Genomic DNA, 14,211 nt, shown 5'->3' on the forward strand with positions numbered 1-14,211 from the left:
TGCGACGCCGACATCATCCCCATCCTCCTCGGCAGCCAAGGCCGCATCCTGGACATCGGCCGCACCACCCGGATCTTCCCACCCCACCTCCGCAAAGCCCTCACCGCCCGCGACCAAGGCTGCGCCTTCCCCACCTGCACCATCCCCGCACCCTGGTGCGAAGCCCACCACACCACCTACTGGTCACACGGCGGACCCACCAACACCGACAACGGCGTCCTCCTCTGCACCCACCACCACCACCTCATCCACAAAGAACAATGGCAAATCCACATCAAAACCGGCATCCCCTGGTTCATCCCCCCACCCCACATCGACCCCACCCAAAAACCCCGACGCAACCACCACCACCGAACATAAAACGGCGGCTGAACCCACGATGACCCCACAAGCAGGCCGGCGGCCGGACACGACACTCCGGCACGGGTCGTACGGGCAGCGATCCCGGCGGACGATATCAGGGCGCGCAGGCGATCGCCGCGCACAGCCGCACAGCCGCACAGCCGCACAGTTGGATGGTCACGCGTTGCCCTGCGTCAGCACTGGTCCGGCGTGGGATCCCTGGGGAAGGACTGTCTTGCAACGTGGCCATCCCGTCGATGCGGTCAGCGCACGAAGCAACTGTTTGGCCTGACAGACGCTGATCGACTGAACACCAGGGCGCGGGTATCGGCCACCGCGGGTCGCCCTGGAGCCCCGGCGTTGCGGCGTCTTTGCTGCCGGACCTCGAGAATGACCCCGGTGGTGTATCTCCGTGGTTTCCGCTTCGTCGCCCAAATGACAGACACCTTCCTCACCTTGTCCGCCGCGGTTAGGCTCTGCGCATGACGGCAACAGGGTCGGGTCCATCAGAGCCGCACCGCGGCGAAAAGGGAAGGCGGGCAGTAGGCATTACTGTTCGTGTTGCGGTCCCAGAATGAGCCATGACCAATGGCCAGAGCCGCCAGACCTGCCTCTCCCCGTCATCATGGCCCAGCGATGGACGGACGCCGTCTTTTTGCACTGGCGGATCCCCGAGGCAGCGGCCGCCGCGAAGATGCCCCCTGGCGTGCTCCCGGATGTCTTCGACGGTTCATCGTGGGTGGGACTTGTCGCGTTCCGGATGCAGGGCGCGAGCCTCGGACGCGGCCCGGCGGTGCCGTACTTCGGAGATTTCACCGAGGTCAACGTCCGGCTGTACTCGCGCGAACCAGGCGGAAGGCGGGGAGTTGTCTTCCTGAGTTTGGATGCATCACGCTTCGCCGTGGTGTTAGCTGCGCGGGCAGTCGGGATTCCGTATGTGTGGTCGCACGCCCACGTCAAGCCGGGACTAGGGCCGGACCCCGCCATTGGATATTCAGTCCGCAGATTCCGGCACGGTGCCAAGACCGACTTTGCAGTTACCCCTGACCTGAGCAAACAAACAACCGATCCGCTGGCCATCCATCTGACTGCGCGTTTCGGGCTTCACACGCGCTTAGTCGGACGCACCTTTTATGTGCCCAACACCCATACCCCCTGGCCGTTGTACCGGGCCAACCTCACCTCGCTGGACGACCAACTCGTTGCGGCCGCGGGCATAACCGTTTCTGGAACACCCGAGTCTGTCTTATTCTCCCCAGGTGTCGGCACGACGTTCGGGCGTCCGAGGCCTTTGGCGTGACGGCGGCGAGCCAGTGCGGACAGGACTTCAGAGCAGATTAGGAGTCCTGCCATCCACGGCCTTCCACGAAGGTGGCAACAAGCGTACCGATTCCTGCCTGAAGTGAGTTGGAAGGATCCTCGAAGAGTGACGCCTCGGTGGCCCGGCTGTGGTTGATGAGCTGCTCGGCTTCCAACTTGGCTTCCGGGACGGTTGCACCGATGATTCCGGTCCGCGCCGGGAGTTCGGGAGTGTGCACTATTTCAGCGTCCGTCTCCGAGAGCGGGATGGTGGTCCCGGTCTGTATTTCGTCGTGCGGGAACTCGAATTCGGCGTTGTCGGGGCCAGCGGGAACCGTGTACTCCAGAAAGTAAGTCATGTCCCTACCCTTGCAGAAAGCCCGTAGGCCCGAAACCCCGCCATGCCCGCGAGGAGTGGAGTGTCCGCTGCCGGTCCATCGTCCGCGCGCTCCTTGAATTTACCGCCCCGCCGCATAACCCTGCGCACCGCGCGGATTAGCGGCGGCCCGCAGGACCCCGGTCGCCGGATCGCGTTCGACGGCGGACAGCCGTCCCAGTGTCCAGTCACCGGCGCGGGTGATCCGGTGCCCCCTTCGCTCAAGTCCCGCTATTAGCTCGCCGCCGAGCCGGTCCTCGACGACGGCTCCCCCAGGTACCCACGTGCGGGGCCAGAACGAGCCAGGCATCGACGTCGTATGGAACGCCGGCGCGTCGATCGCCTGCTGCGGCGAGTAGCCACCGACTATCGTCCTCAGCAGATACAGAAGCTGCCACTGGTCCTGCTGGTCTCCGCCTGGCGAACCCAGCGCTGTGACCGCAACGCCGTCGCGCAGCACCAGGGTTGGCGTTAGGGTGGTGCGCGGCCGTTTGCCCGGAGCCAGCGTGGACGGCGTTCCGGGTTCAAGCCACGTCATCTGCAGCCGCGTGCCCAGGCAAAAGCCAAGTTCTGGAATTGCCGGCGAAGACTGCAGCCAGCCGCCTGACGGAGTGGCGGAGACCATGTTTCCCCAGCGGTCCACGACGTCGATGTGGCATGTATCGCCGCGCGTTTCCCCAGTTGGAGTAACCGTCGGCTCGCCGGCTCCGACAGCGGCACCGAAGGCGGCAGCACCGCGGTTGGGGCGAGAGCCGCCGTCGTCATTGCCCTGCGACGGCGGCGCGTACTCAGTACGCAGCGCCGGGATGTACGGCTCCCGGCCCGGAACCTGGCCCGGTCGGAATTCGTGGGAGGCGTTCTCGGTGATCAGTTCCCGTCGCCGAGCAGCGTATTCAGCAGAGAGCAGGTAGTCCAGCGGCACGTCGGCATCGCCGTAGTACGCCTCCCGGTCGGCGAGCGCCAGCTTCTGGGCCTCAAGAATCGTGTGGGCCCCGAGTTCGGTGGACGGATCGAGGTACTCGTCGTCCAATCCCTCAAGGATTGCCAGGGTTTGCAGCAGCGCCGGGCCTTGGCCCCAGGCCCCGGTCTTGGCGATCGTGTGGCCGCGGAATTCAAAAGCGGTGGCCTCTTCGTAGCTCGCGCGGAATCCGGCCATGTCGGCCATGGTCAGGACGCCGCTGTGATCGGTGCCCGATGAGTGGCGGTGCGGTGTCTGCACAGCCTTGGCGACAATCCGGGCAACGAAACCCTCGCTCCATTCGCGCCGGGCAGCATCGATCCGCGCCTCGCGGGTGTGGGCATCGGCTTCACCGACGGCCTCGCCAATGCCTGCTCCGGCCTGAACCAGCTTCTGCAAGGTGCGGGCATGGGCGGGATTCCGGATCAGCTGGCCCTCTTCCGGGATCCGTCCCTCCGGCATCCACAGGTCAGCGGACGTTGGCCAGTGGCGGCGGAACAGCTCCGACACGGCGGAGATGGTAGCGCCAACCCGGGCCAGGACAGGGTGCCCGTCACGCGCGTACGCGATCGCGAAGTCCAGCACCTCCGCCAGTTCCCACGTCCCATGGTCCCGCAGGAGCAAGAGCCACGCGTCGACGGCGCCAGGAACCGCGGCGGCCAGGGCACCGGAGCCCGGCACGAGTTCCAGTCCTTCGCCCGCGTAATGCTGCACGGTGGCTCCTGCCGGCGCCGGGCCCTGCCCCATCAGCACCACGGGCCTGCCCGGGTTCTCGGCCGTGCTGAACACACCGGCCATATCACCGCCGGGGCCGTTGAGGTGGGGTTCCACCACGTGCAGCACGAATGCTGCCGCGGTGGCGGCGTCGAAGGCGTTGCCTCCCCGTTCGAGCACCGACTGTGCCGTGGCCGTGGCCAGCCAGTGCGTCGACGCCGCCATCCCGAAGGTGCCCTGGAGGGTGGGACGGGTGGTAAACGGATCCGGCCTCGTGAAACTCATGCAGCTACTGTAGGCATCCGCTTCCGCGCTACCGGGGACACCGCGCCCACGACACGGACCAGGCTCTAATCCCGGACTCCCTTTCCTGGCCGCCCAACGCGTTGTCTCCCGGCTGGTGGCGCCGCGCCGAGACTCCTGGTTCTGGCACTATTTTCCGAGCCCGGCCCTCCTGAGCGCTTCTGCCATCGCGGTATTAGCGGGCGCGGGCTTCGCTGTGGCGGGCTTCGCCGTGCCTGGCTTTTCTGTGCCGGTCTTGGCTGTGCCGGAAGTGCCTTTGCGTTCGCCTGACGTGGCACGCCGCGCTGCGTCGCGCGCACCACCCTCGCTCTGGTTGCCTTGTCCGCCTTGCCTGCCCTGCCCGCCCTGGGCACTCCGGGCACCTCGCTGATTCGAGCCGCGGTCCATCGCATCCCGACGAGCAGAATCGTCCAAGCCACCCGTGCCTCGGCCTGCGGGGCCGCGACCACCGGAAGGTGCCGCTTCGTCGTCGAGCCTCAAGGTCAACGAAATCCGCTTCCGTTCCGGGTCGGCTTCGAGCACCTTCACGCGGACCACCTGGCCCGATTTCACCACTTCCCGCGGGTCGGACACGAACCGGTTGGCCAGAGCAGAAACATGCACCAGCCCGTCCTGATGCACTCCCACGTCCACGAACGCGCCGAATGCCGCAACATTGGTGACCGTTCCCTCGAGCACCATGCCGGGCTTGAGGTCCGAGATCTTCTCGATGCCCTCCGAGAACGCGGCAGCCTTGAACGCCGGACGCGGATCGCGGCCCGGCTTGTCCAGCTCGGCAATGATGTCCCGGACCGTCGGCAGCCCGAATGTGCCGTCGACGAACTCCTGCGGGTTGATCTCACTAAGCCCCAAGGCCCCGGCTGCGGCCAGCCCAGTATTGGAAAGCGCGCCGGTCCTGCCGGATGCGGCACCCCCGGCAGCCGCCATGATCTTCCGGGCCACAGGGTATGCCTCGGGGTGAACGCTGGACGCATCCAGCGGCTCCGCTCCGCCGGTGATCCGGAGGAACCCGGCGCACTGCTCGAACGCCTTCGCGCCGAGCCGAGGGACCTTCTTTAGCTCGCTGCGCTTCGCGAAAGGGCCATGCTCGTTCCGGTAGGCCACGATGTTCTCGCTCAGCAGCGGGCCGACGCCCGCCACCCGGCTCAACAGCGCAGGCGACGCGGTATTCACGTCCACGCCCACCGCGTTCACGCAGTCCTCCACCACGGCATCCAGGCTGCGGTCCAGCTTGGCGGCCGTGACGTCGTGCTGGTACTGCCCGACGCCGATCGACTTCGGATCGATCTTCACCAGTTCAGCCAGCGGGTCCTGAAGCCGGCGCGCAATCGAGACCGCCCCGCGGAGGGACACGTCCATGCCCGGCAGTTCGGCCGCCGCCAGAGCTGACGCCGAATACACCGACGCCCCTGCCTCGGACACCACCAGCTTCTGCGGCTTCGGTACTGCACCGGTCGCAGCGCCCGAACCCGTCGCAGCGCCCGAACCGGTCGCGGGACCCGAACCCGTCGCAGCGCCGGAACCCGTCGCGGGACCCGAACCGGGCCGCGGACCCGAACCCGTTCCGGAAGCCCCGGCCACTGCGGCGGACAGTCTCTTGAGCAGTTCGGCACCAAGCTTGTCCGTCTCGCGGGACGCCGTGCCGTTGCCGATCGCCACGAGTTCGACGGCGTGCTTCCGCGCCAGCCGTTCGAGCGTGGCCAGGGCTTCGTCCCACTTGCGTGCCGGTGCGTGCGGATACACCGTGTCCGTGGCCACCACCTTGCCGGTCCCGTCGACGACGGCCACCTTCACGCCGGTCCGCAGCCCCGGGTCCAGGCCCAGGGTGGCGCGGTTGCCGGCCGGCGCCGCGAGCAGCACGTCGCGCAGGTTCGCGGCGAAGACGCGGACGGCCTCGTCCTCAGCGGCGGCAAACATCCGCCCGCGCAGGTCCGCCGTCAGCCGGGCGAGTACGCGCGAGCGCCATGCCACCTGCGCCGTCTGCAGGAGCCAGGCGTCGGCGGGCCGGCCGCGGTCCGCAACCCCGAGGAACCTGGCCACGGCGGACTCGTAACGGGCGCGCGCCGCAGCGAGCGCGTCGTCGTCGGCCGGGTCCGCCTCGGTGAGGTCGAGCTCCAGCACGCCGTCCTTCTCCCCGCGCAGCAGCGCGAGAACGCGGTGCGACGGCATCCCGGTGGGCGCCTGAGAGAACTCGAAGTAGTCCGCAAACTTCTGGCCTTCGGTCTCCTTGCCCTTCTTGACCCTCGAGACCATCCGGCCCTGCGTCCACAACCGCTCGCGCAGGGTCTCGGCGAGATCGGGATCCTGCGCCACCCGCTCCACGAGGATGGCGCGAGCGCCAGCGAGCGCGGCTGAGGCGTCGTCGACGGCGTGCTCGGCGTTCAGGTATTTCGCGGCCTCCCGTTCCGGATCCAGTTCGGGGCGTTTCAGCAGCGCATCGGCCAGCGGCTCCAGTCCGGCCTCCCGCGCGATCTGCGCCTTGGTGCGGCGCTTGGATTTGAAGGGCAGGTAGATGTCCTCCAGCCTGGACTTCGTGTCCGCGGCGACGACGGCGGCCTCAAGTTCCGGGCTCAGCTTGCCCTGGGCGGCGATCGCCTCCAGGACAGCACGACGGCGGTCCTCCAGTTCGCGGAGGTAGCGCAGGCGCTCGTCGAGCTCGCGCAGCTGGGTATCGTCAAGGGTGCCAGTGGCTTCCTTGCGGTACCGGGCGATGAACGGGACGGTTGAACCGCCGTCGAGCAGGTCCACGGTTGCCTTCACCTGCCAGGCCTTGACACCCAACTCGGAGGCGATCTGGGCGGCGATGCGGTTGGCCAGATCGTCGGGCGAGACGTTAGCTTCAGGAGTTCGTGCCCGCATTGGGGTGGGCGGGTTTGAAGAGGGTGCAGGGGCGGGCGCGGAAGGGTGCTGCGGGAGTTGGGTCACCACAACATTTTGCCTCACATGATCACCTTCGGACGCGAAACCGCGGGAAAGTAGCGGCGGCGCCAGGCTGGATGCGGGTCAACCAACCGGCTCTACCCACGGCTGGGCTTAAGTGATGTAGTGACTGTAGGCAGCGGAAATCCTTCAGGTAGGCGGTGCACCATGCAGGAATTGCTCATCATTCTTCAGGACGGCTTCAATGCGGACGAAGTCGCCATCACCGTCAACGGCAAGGAAGCCCGGTACGACCGCGACGTCACCACCCGGGAGCTGTTGGGCATGGCCGAGGAAGTTTCCGTGGAGCTCCCCGCGAAGGGCGCGACGGTGGGCGTGGAAGTGACAAGCCGGAACCTCAGCGCGGAGAAGAAGCTGCACGGACGGCCGCGGAGCCTCCTCGTATCCATCGAGGACGGCCAACTGGTGCTGAGCGAAGGGACCGGCCGCGAGGCATTTCTCTAAGCCGTCCCCCTGTGCGGTTCTCAGCTGTCCTGCCGGGACTGGCCGGACTGCCGCGGGTCAGCGTGTCTTCGGAGCCTGAGTCTCCGACGAGTCCAGCGCCTCCGGGAGTGCCAGCGCCTCGTCCAGCACCTTGCCGAAGTTCGCGGCGTCGTGGGCGAACCGCCCGAGGAAGAGGCCGGAGACTCCATCGAGTGTGGGCAGCAGCCCGGGCTTCGCGGAACCGCCGTAGATTATTGGAACGTCGCTCAGCGTCCTGCCGCTTTGCTGCCGGTGGCCGGCAAGGAGAGTGCGAAGCGAACGCACGACGGCGGTCACGTACTCCGCGCCTGCAGGCTCGGCAGCGCCGATGGCCCAGACGGGTTCGTAGGCGATGACGAGGCGGGAAACAAGATCCCAGTCTCCGCCGGCCGCGGCCTGGATCTGCCGGTACACGAACGCGGCGGCGGATTCGGAGGCAGAGGCGGATCCGGGCTCGTCGTCGGAAACGGATCCCAGGCCGCCGGGACCTCCGTTCGTCCCCGAAGCAGGCCCCGCCGCCCCCTCGCCGACGCACAGCAGCGGCGTGATGCCGGCGTCGTCCGCTGCCCTGACTTTGAGCGCAACCATGGCGTCGTCCTCACCGAAATACCGGCGTCGTTCGGCATGGCCGATCTCCACGAGGCTTACGCCGAGCTCGGCAAGGAGCGACGGCGAGACCTCGCCTGTCCACGGACCGTCCGCCCAGCCGCAGTCCTGTGCGCCGAGCAAGGCCGCCGAGCCGGCCAGGATGTCGGCGGCTGCGGGGAGCATGGGAAAGGACGGGATCACAAACGGGACCACCCGTCCGGACGCGAGGGCCGGACGGGCGTCCACTTCCTGGCGCAGCTCGCCCAGCCAGCGCAGGCTGTCCCGGTACCCCAGGTACATCTTGGTGCTGACACCTACGAAGATGGTGTCAGACCCGGTTCGGCCTGCGGGGCCGGCTGGGCTGGGCTGCGTCATTCTGGTTGCTGCTTTCCTTGGATGCTTGCCGAGTTGCTTCTCTGGTTACTTCACCAGTTACTTCTCGAGGAGGTCGTCAGCCTTGCTCTGGAACTTGCGCGTACCGTACATCATCACCGCGGCGAGGAACGGCAACACACCCAGCGCGTAGACGCCCATGGTTCCCGTGTCCGAGGCGGTGATCTGGTTGACCGACGTGCGCAGGATCGGGGCCACGAAGCCGCCGAGGTTGCCCAGCGAGTTGATCAGACCGATGCCGGCCGCGGCGGCGGTTCCGGTGAGGAACGCCGTCGGGTAAGACCACGCGATGGGGCCGATCGACAGGAAGCTGCAGACCGCCAGGCAAATGAACATAATGCCAAGCACCGGAAGGTGGTTGCTTCCTGCCCAGGCCGAACCGAAGATGCAAAGCCCGGTGGAGATGAAAAGCCCGGTGCCCCAGACACGTCGGCGGATCACCGTGTTGGCCGCCTTGCCAATGAAGTAGCAGGCGAAGATGCCGAAGAACCACGGGATGGCAGCCATCATTCCGACGGCGAAGCCCACCTTCTGGCCGGTCAGCTGCGCCACCTGCTGCGGCAGGTAGAACGTCACGCCGTACACGGCGATCTGCAGGCAGAAGTAAATGACGGTGAAGTACCAGACGCGGCCGTTGCGCATAGCAGCCAGCACGCCGCGTGGTCCGGATTCTTCCTTGACGTTGTCCTCAAGGGCCATGACGTCCAGAAGGGCCTTCTTTTCGCCGGTGTTGAGGAACTTGGCGTCCTGCGGGCTGTTGATCAGGAAGAAGTAGGCGGCAATACCGGCCAGAACGGCGAGCGTGCCCTCGACGAAGAACATGACCTGCCAGCCCTGGACGCCGGGAACCTGGTCGCCGATGTTGATCAGCCAGCCGGAGAGCGGTGCGCCCATCATCTGGGAGAACGGCTGGGCCAGGTAGAAGATGGCGAACATCTTGACACGGACCTTGTTGGGGAACCACGCCGCGAGGAACATGATGACGCCGGGGAAGAGCCCGGCTTCGGTGACACCCAGCAGGAACCGCAGGATGATGAACGACGTCTCGCCCTGGACGAAGGCGAAGCAGGCGGAGACGATGCCCCACGTGATGGCGATGCGGGCCAGCCAGACCTTGGCGCCGAATTTCGTCAGCAGCAGGTTGGACGGAATCTCGAACAGTGCGTAGCCGATGAAGAAGATGCCGGCCCCGAGCGCGTACGCACCGGCGGTAACGCCCTTGTCCGCACCCAGCGCTGCTTCGGCGAAGCCCACGTTGGTGCGGTCCAGGAAGGCGACAACGTAGAGAATCACCAGCATCGGCATGAGCCGGAAGGACGCCTTGGAGATGGCCGATTTCAGGACCGGCGAATCCAGCAGCTCCTTCGTGGCGGATGTTGTTGGTGTGACAGTCATTCAAACTCCTCGTTGAGTAAGTCAGTGAGCAAATCAGACGGGCAAAACTGGTGGTGCCTTTGAGGGTGGTGCCTTACAGCTGGACGTGCTTAGAGCGAGAACGCGATGAGCGCTACCCCGATGAGGCAGGCGAGGACGCCCACGGCGAGGTAGATCTTGCGCTCTTTGGTCCACGATGCGAACCCCGTAGGGGCGGCCACGACGGCGGCTGCAGACCGGCGGGTGGACTGGCCGCGCTGGGTGTACTGGCTGGTGCGGGCGGAACGGCTGTTCTGGGCCATGGTGGTCCTTCCTAGTGCATGTAGAGTCCGCCATCCACATTCAGCGTCTGGCCGGAGATGTATCCGGCGTCCTCGCTGATGAGGAAGGCGATGGCTGCTGCGATGTCGCGGGTGGATCCGACGCGGTTGACCACGAGGTCCTTGGTGAGTTCGTCCTTGCGTTCCTGGCTGAGCGTGCCGCCCATGATGTCGGTGTCGATGGGGCCCGGGGAGATGGCGTTCACGGTGATGTCGTACTCCCCCAGTTCGCGGGCGGTGGCGCGGGTCAGGCCGATGACGCCGGCCTTGGCCACGGAGTAGGGCGACTTGGAGAACGTGCCGCCGCCGCGCTGGGCGGAGACGGAGGAGATGTTCACGATGCGCCCGATGCGGTTCTTGGCCATGGACTCGGCGACGCGGCGCGTGGCGTAGTGGACTCCGTTGAGGTTGATGTTCAGGACGCGGTCCCATTCGGCGGCGTCGAGTTGCAGGTACGGGACGGGCGAGCTGACCCCGGCCACGTTGGCGAGAGCCACGATCTGCGGCAGCTCGGCCTCGATCGAGTCGATCGCCGCACGGACCGACTCTTCGCTGGCTACGTTGGCACCGACGCCGTGGGCCTTCACACCGTACTTGCCGGCGATCTCCTTGGCGGTGGACTGGCACAGGGCGTCGTCGAGGTCGATGATGCCGATGTTCCAGCCATGCTCCGCCAGGTAGTTGGCAGTGGCGCGGCCGATGCCGCGCTCCGAGACCGCGCCGGTGACAATGGCAGTGCGCGCTGACGGAAAAGTACTCATGGGTGTGCTCCTAAAGAGTTCAGGTAAGAGGGCGCGGCTCAGCCGGACCGGGCCCGCAAGTTGGGGGCCCGGTCCTATGAAAAACCGGAGGAACTAGTTGATCGGGGCCGGGCCCAGGTCTTCGATGAGCTTCTGCATGGCGACGTACGCCTTGTTGCGGTAGGCGATCAGCTCGGGGGTGCGCTCGGCCGGGACGTTGAGGAAGCCCGCCCCGGTCTTGGTGCCGAGCTTTCCTGCTTCCACGAGGTCCGTGAGGATCTTCGGTGTGGCAAAGCGCTCCGGGAAATCGGTCTGCAGGGACTTGTAGCAGAAGTTGTAGACGTCCAGGCCGGCCATGTCGGCGATGGCGAACGGTCCGAAGAACGGCAGGCGGAAGCCAAAGGTGGTGCGGACCAAAGTGTCCACGTCTTCCGCCGTCGCAATTCCCTGTTCCACGAGCTGCGCGGCTTCGTGGAACAGTGCGTACTGGAGACGGTTGAGCACGAAGCCGGTGACGTCCTTGACCACGGCGGTCTGCTTGTTGGCTGCATGCACCAGGTCGCGGACAGCACCCACGGTCTCGGCCGATGTTCCGGCGTGGGGGATGATCTCCACGCCCGGGATGAACGGCGAGGGGTTGGAGAAGTGCACGCCCAGGAAGCGCTCCGGGTGGGCGACCGGCTCGGAGAGGTCCGCGATGGAAATCGTGGAGGTGTTGGAGCCAATGATCGCGTCCGGACGGGCTGCGGCGCTGATCCGGGCGAGGGTCTGGTGCTTGATCTCGATGACCTCGGGCACGGCCTCCTCGATGAAGTCGGCGTCGGCCACGGCCTCTTCGATGTCCTTCGCAGCCCAGAGGTTCTGCTTCAGGATTTCGGTGGAACCTTGCGGAAACAGGCCGTCAGCCACAAACTGGTCGGACTCCGTGAGCAGGCGCTCGTAGTTCTTCTGCGCCACCTCTGCGGACACATCGGCCAGGGCAACGCGGGCCCCGCCCAGCGCCAGGACCTGGGCAATGCCGCCGCCCATGTACCCGGAGCCGACGACGGCGATCTTGCGTGAGCTGTTGGTTACTTCAGTCATGGTCAGTCAGCCTTCGTGTAGTCGGGTTCGTAAGAGCAGATGGCGTCCACCTTGGCCGCCGAGGATGAGTTCTCGTCGAAGCGGTGTTCGAGCCACTCGCCTACGAGCTTCTTGGCGAGCTCAAGTCCGATCACACGCTGGCCCATGGTGAGGACCTGGGCGTTGTTGCTCAGCACCGAGCGTTCCACCGAGTAGCTGTCGTGCGCCGTGACGGCCCGGATTCCGGGTACCTTGTTGGCCGCAATGGCCACACCCAGACCTGTTCCGCAGATGAGGAGCGCGCGGTCGGCTTCGCCGTCGGCCACCTTGCGAGCGGCGTTGACGGCGACGTGCGGGTACGCGGTGGAGTCGTTCGGCCCAACGCCGATGTCCAGCACGGATGCCACGCGGCTGTCGGCCTCGAGCAGCGCCTTCAGTGCTTCCTTGTATTCGACGCCGGCCTCATCGTTGCCGATGACAATGCGCCAGCCTGCGGTGTTAGTCATTTTTGTGCTCCATTTCCGGCCGCGGCGGCCATGTCGGACGTGGCCGCTTCGGAACCGGCCAGTTCAGATTGGATGTAGGTGGCGATCCGTTCGGCGATCAGTCCAAAGGAGACGGCACCTGGATCGGGGTGGCCCAGGCTCTTTTCAGCCAGCGGGCGGGCGCGGCCCTTGAGCGGGCGGAGGTCCGCCGTCAGCCGGGCGGCTTCGGTAGCCGCGGAAGCGGCGGTGGCGAGGGCACTGCCCACGGAGGCGCCGCCGTCGGACGCGTTCCGGAACGCGTCCCGGAACGGCAGTAGGGCATCCACCATGGTCTTGTCCCCCGGTTCGGCTTTGCCGAGTTCGGTGATCGCATCGGTGAAGGCGGTCACCGCGGCAGCGGCGTCCCCGGCCAGGTAGGAGTCGCGGTTGCCCAGCGCAAGGCCGGCGGCGATCACCGCCGACCCCCACAGCGCGCCCGAGGTTCCGCCGGCGCGTTCACTCCACGCTTCCCCGGCCTGGGTGAGCACCCGCTCAACGGACGCCCCGGCTGTCGCGTTCTGCTCACCTGCAGCCAGAGCCGCGTCGACGCCGCGGCGCATGCCGATGCCGTGGTCGCCGTCGCCGGCGATGGCGTCCAGGTTGCCAAGTTCCTCTTCATGTTCGACGACGACGTCCCGCACCTGCGCGAGCACGGCGGCTGCCAGCCGGCCGAGGTCAGCGGACGCCGCGGTAGCTTTTTCCGATTCTTCGTCGATCGTGTCTTCCGCGTCCGCCAGCTCGCGGCGGGCCCGCGGTGCGAGGTTGCCCTTGCGGTATGCCGGGGTGTCGGCCGGAGCCGCCCAGTACTGCTCGATCTCATCGTCCAGCCAGAGCAGGGTCAGGGACAGGCCGGACATGTCCAGGCTGGTAACCAGCTCGCCGCACTCGGGCTCCACCACGGTGAGGCCGGCGGCGTTGAGAAGCTTCTCGATCTTGCCGAACAGCAGGAACAGTTCGTCGTACTTGACGGTGCCAAGGCCGTTGACGATGGCCACCACGCGGTCGCCGGCGTCCTCGGGCTTGTCCGCCAGGAGCCGTGAGACCAGCAGTTTGGCCAGTTCGGAGGCCGTGGGCATGGGGTGCTCAGAGATGCCAGGCTCGCCGTGGATTCCCAGGCCCAGCGACATCTGGCCGGCGGGCACGTGGAAGAGCGGTTCGCTGGCACCGGGCAGGGTGCAGCCGTCGAAGGCGACGCCCAGAGAGCGCGTCCGGTGGTTGGTCTTGATGGCCAGCCGTTCCACCTCGTCCAGGTTCAAGCCCGTTTCGGCAGCCGCGCCGGCCACCTTGAACACCGTGAGGTCGCCGGCGATGCCGCGGCGCTTCTCGATCTGGTCCACGGGGGCGCTGGCGATGTCGTCAGTCACCAGGACGGTGCGGGTTTCGATGCCCTCCGCGTTGAGCCGCAGCTGGGCCTGGCCGAAGTGCAGGACGTCGCCTGCGTAGTTGCCGTAGCTGAGGAGCACTCCCCCGCCGGCGTTCGCGGCTTTGGCCACGCGGTAGACCTGCCCGGCGGCGGGCGAGGCGAACATGTTGCCGCAGGCCGAAGCCGCTGCCAGGCCCGGTCCCACGAGTCCGGCGAAGGCAGGGTAGTGACCGGAGCCGCCGCCGATCACGAGGGCCACCTGGCCGGTGGGCACTTCGGTTGAGCGGACGACGCCGCCGTCCACGCGGGCAACATACCCGCGGTTGGCAGCCACAAAGCCGTCCAGCGCCTCATCCGCGAAATCAGCGGGATTGTCGAAGATCTGGGTCATGGTTCCTCATTGAATCCGAGTTGGGTTGATCAGTTCTGATGCGATCCGGCCGAGTGTGCCCA

At 66.7% G+C, this 14,211-nt stretch carries 13 protein-coding genes; 3 read left to right on the top strand and 10 right to left on the bottom strand.

Annotated elements, in window-relative coordinates; all coding sequences use genetic code 11:
- A partial coding sequence (locus AC1DDG_RS17035; protein ID WP_476876962.1) for an HNH endonuclease signature motif containing protein occupies nucleotides 1-360 on the top strand: 360 nt, incomplete at its 5' end.
- Between the two features lie 556 nt (nucleotides 361-916).
- The gene (locus AC1DDG_RS17040) at nucleotides 917-1,642 is read left to right on the top strand and encodes a YqjF family protein (protein WP_476876963.1); all 726 of its coding nucleotides are present in this window, start codon (nucleotides 917-919) and stop codon (nucleotides 1,640-1,642) included.
- Nucleotides 1,643-1,679: 37 nt separating this feature from the next.
- Here AC1DDG_RS17040 and AC1DDG_RS17045 read toward each other — a convergent pair whose 3' ends face one another.
- The 3 genes from AC1DDG_RS17045 to AC1DDG_RS17055 all read right to left on the bottom strand — a co-directional run bounded on the left by AC1DDG_RS17045 (nucleotide 1,680) and on the right by AC1DDG_RS17055 (nucleotide 6,851).
- A complete protein-coding gene (locus AC1DDG_RS17045; protein ID WP_476876964.1) occupies nucleotides 1,680-2,000 on the bottom strand; it encodes a hypothetical protein in 321 nt (106 codons plus the stop codon).
- Between the two features lie 99 nt (nucleotides 2,001-2,099).
- The gene (locus AC1DDG_RS17050) at nucleotides 2,100-3,974 is read right to left on the bottom strand and encodes a gamma-glutamyltransferase family protein (RefSeq protein WP_476876965.1); all 1,875 of its coding nucleotides are present in this window, start codon (nucleotides 3,972-3,974) and stop codon (nucleotides 2,100-2,102) included.
- Nucleotides 3,975-4,121: 147 nt separating this feature from the next.
- On the bottom strand, nucleotides 4,122-6,851 hold the full coding sequence (locus AC1DDG_RS17055) for a Tex family protein (RefSeq protein ID WP_476877008.1): 2,730 nt from the start codon (nucleotides 6,849-6,851) through the stop codon (nucleotides 4,122-4,124).
- A 228-nt stretch (nucleotides 6,852-7,079) separates the two neighbouring features.
- Here AC1DDG_RS17055 and AC1DDG_RS17060 point away from each other — a divergent pair, with 228 nt between their 5' ends.
- Complete coding sequence (locus AC1DDG_RS17060) at nucleotides 7,080-7,376, top strand: hypothetical protein (RefSeq protein WP_230120623.1); 297 nt, start codon at nucleotides 7,080-7,082, stop codon at nucleotides 7,374-7,376.
- 57 nt (nucleotides 7,377-7,433) lie between these two features.
- Here AC1DDG_RS17060 and AC1DDG_RS17065 read toward each other — a convergent pair whose 3' ends face one another.
- The 7 genes from AC1DDG_RS17065 to dhaL form a co-directional block, all read right to left on the bottom strand.
- The gene (locus tag AC1DDG_RS17065) at nucleotides 7,434-8,357 is read right to left on the bottom strand and encodes a triose-phosphate isomerase family protein (protein ID WP_476876966.1); all 924 of its coding nucleotides are present in this window, start codon (nucleotides 8,355-8,357) and stop codon (nucleotides 7,434-7,436) included.
- 57 nt (nucleotides 8,358-8,414) lie between these two features.
- Nucleotides 8,415-9,770 carry an MFS transporter gene (locus tag AC1DDG_RS17070; RefSeq protein WP_476876967.1) on the bottom strand — a complete coding sequence of 452 codons (1,356 nt, stop codon included), beginning with the start codon at nucleotides 9,768-9,770 and terminating at the stop codon, nucleotides 8,415-8,417.
- 89 nt (nucleotides 9,771-9,859) lie between these two features.
- A complete protein-coding gene (locus AC1DDG_RS17075; protein WP_476876968.1) occupies nucleotides 9,860-10,051 on the bottom strand; it encodes a hypothetical protein in 192 nt (63 codons plus the stop codon).
- Nucleotides 10,052-10,062: 11 nt separating this feature from the next.
- Entirely contained in the window at nucleotides 10,063-10,830 is a 768-nt protein-coding gene (locus AC1DDG_RS17080) for an SDR family NAD(P)-dependent oxidoreductase (protein ID WP_476876969.1), read from the bottom strand.
- Nucleotides 10,831-10,923: 93 nt separating this feature from the next.
- Nucleotides 10,924-11,892, bottom strand: coding sequence for a 3-hydroxyacyl-CoA dehydrogenase family protein (locus AC1DDG_RS17085; protein WP_476876970.1), 969 nt, complete (start codon nucleotides 11,890-11,892; stop codon nucleotides 10,924-10,926).
- 2 nt (nucleotides 11,893-11,894) lie between these two features.
- Nucleotides 11,895-12,377: a ribose-5-phosphate isomerase gene (locus tag AC1DDG_RS17090; RefSeq protein WP_230120635.1), complete on the bottom strand. Its 483-nt coding sequence runs from the start codon at nucleotides 12,375-12,377 to the stop codon at nucleotides 11,895-11,897.
- On the bottom strand, nucleotides 12,374-14,149 hold the full coding sequence (gene dhaL / locus AC1DDG_RS17095; RefSeq protein ID WP_476876971.1) for a dihydroxyacetone kinase subunit DhaL: 1,776 nt from the start codon (nucleotides 14,147-14,149) through the stop codon (nucleotides 12,374-12,376). The genes AC1DDG_RS17090 and dhaL overlap by 4 nt, the downstream gene beginning before the upstream one ends.
- Nucleotides 14,150-14,211 lie beyond the last annotated feature (62 nt).

It is taken from the genome of Arthrobacter sp. 10L430 (assembly GCF_056395245.1).

Bases quoted from the DNA above. Each gene is read 5' to 3' on its own strand.
- AC1DDG_RS17070 (WP_476876967.1), bottom strand. From the start codon at position 9,770: ATGACTGTCACACCAACAACATCCGCCACGAAGGAGCTGCTGGATTCG.
- AC1DDG_RS17055 (WP_476877008.1), bottom strand. From the start codon at position 6,851: ATGCGGGCACGAACTCCTGAAGCTAACGTCTCGCCCGACGATCTGGCC.
- AC1DDG_RS17040 (WP_476876963.1), top strand. From the start codon at position 917: ATGAGCCATGACCAATGGCCAGAGCCGCCAGACCTGCCTCTCCCCGTC.
- AC1DDG_RS17045 (WP_476876964.1), bottom strand. From the start codon at position 2,000: ATGACTTACTTTCTGGAGTACACGGTTCCCGCTGGCCCCGACAACGCC.
- AC1DDG_RS17060 (WP_230120623.1), top strand. From the start codon at position 7,080: ATGCAGGAATTGCTCATCATTCTTCAGGACGGCTTCAATGCGGACGAA.
- dhaL (WP_476876971.1), bottom strand. From the start codon at position 14,149: ATGACCCAGATCTTCGACAATCCCGCTGATTTCGCGGATGAGGCGCTG.
- AC1DDG_RS17080 (WP_476876969.1), bottom strand. From the start codon at position 10,830: ATGAGTACTTTTCCGTCAGCGCGCACTGCCATTGTCACCGGCGCGGTC.
- AC1DDG_RS17090 (WP_230120635.1), bottom strand. From the start codon at position 12,377: ATGACTAACACCGCAGGCTGGCGCATTGTCATCGGCAACGATGAGGCC.
- AC1DDG_RS17075 (WP_476876968.1), bottom strand. From the start codon at position 10,051: ATGGCCCAGAACAGCCGTTCCGCCCGCACCAGCCAGTACACCCAGCGC.
- AC1DDG_RS17050 (WP_476876965.1), bottom strand. From the start codon at position 3,974: ATGAGTTTCACGAGGCCGGATCCGTTTACCACCCGTCCCACCCTCCAG.
- AC1DDG_RS17085 (WP_476876970.1), bottom strand. From the start codon at position 11,892: ATGACTGAAGTAACCAACAGCTCACGCAAGATCGCCGTCGTCGGCTCC.
- AC1DDG_RS17065 (WP_476876966.1), bottom strand. From the start codon at position 8,357: ATGACGCAGCCCAGCCCAGCCGGCCCCGCAGGCCGAACCGGGTCTGAC.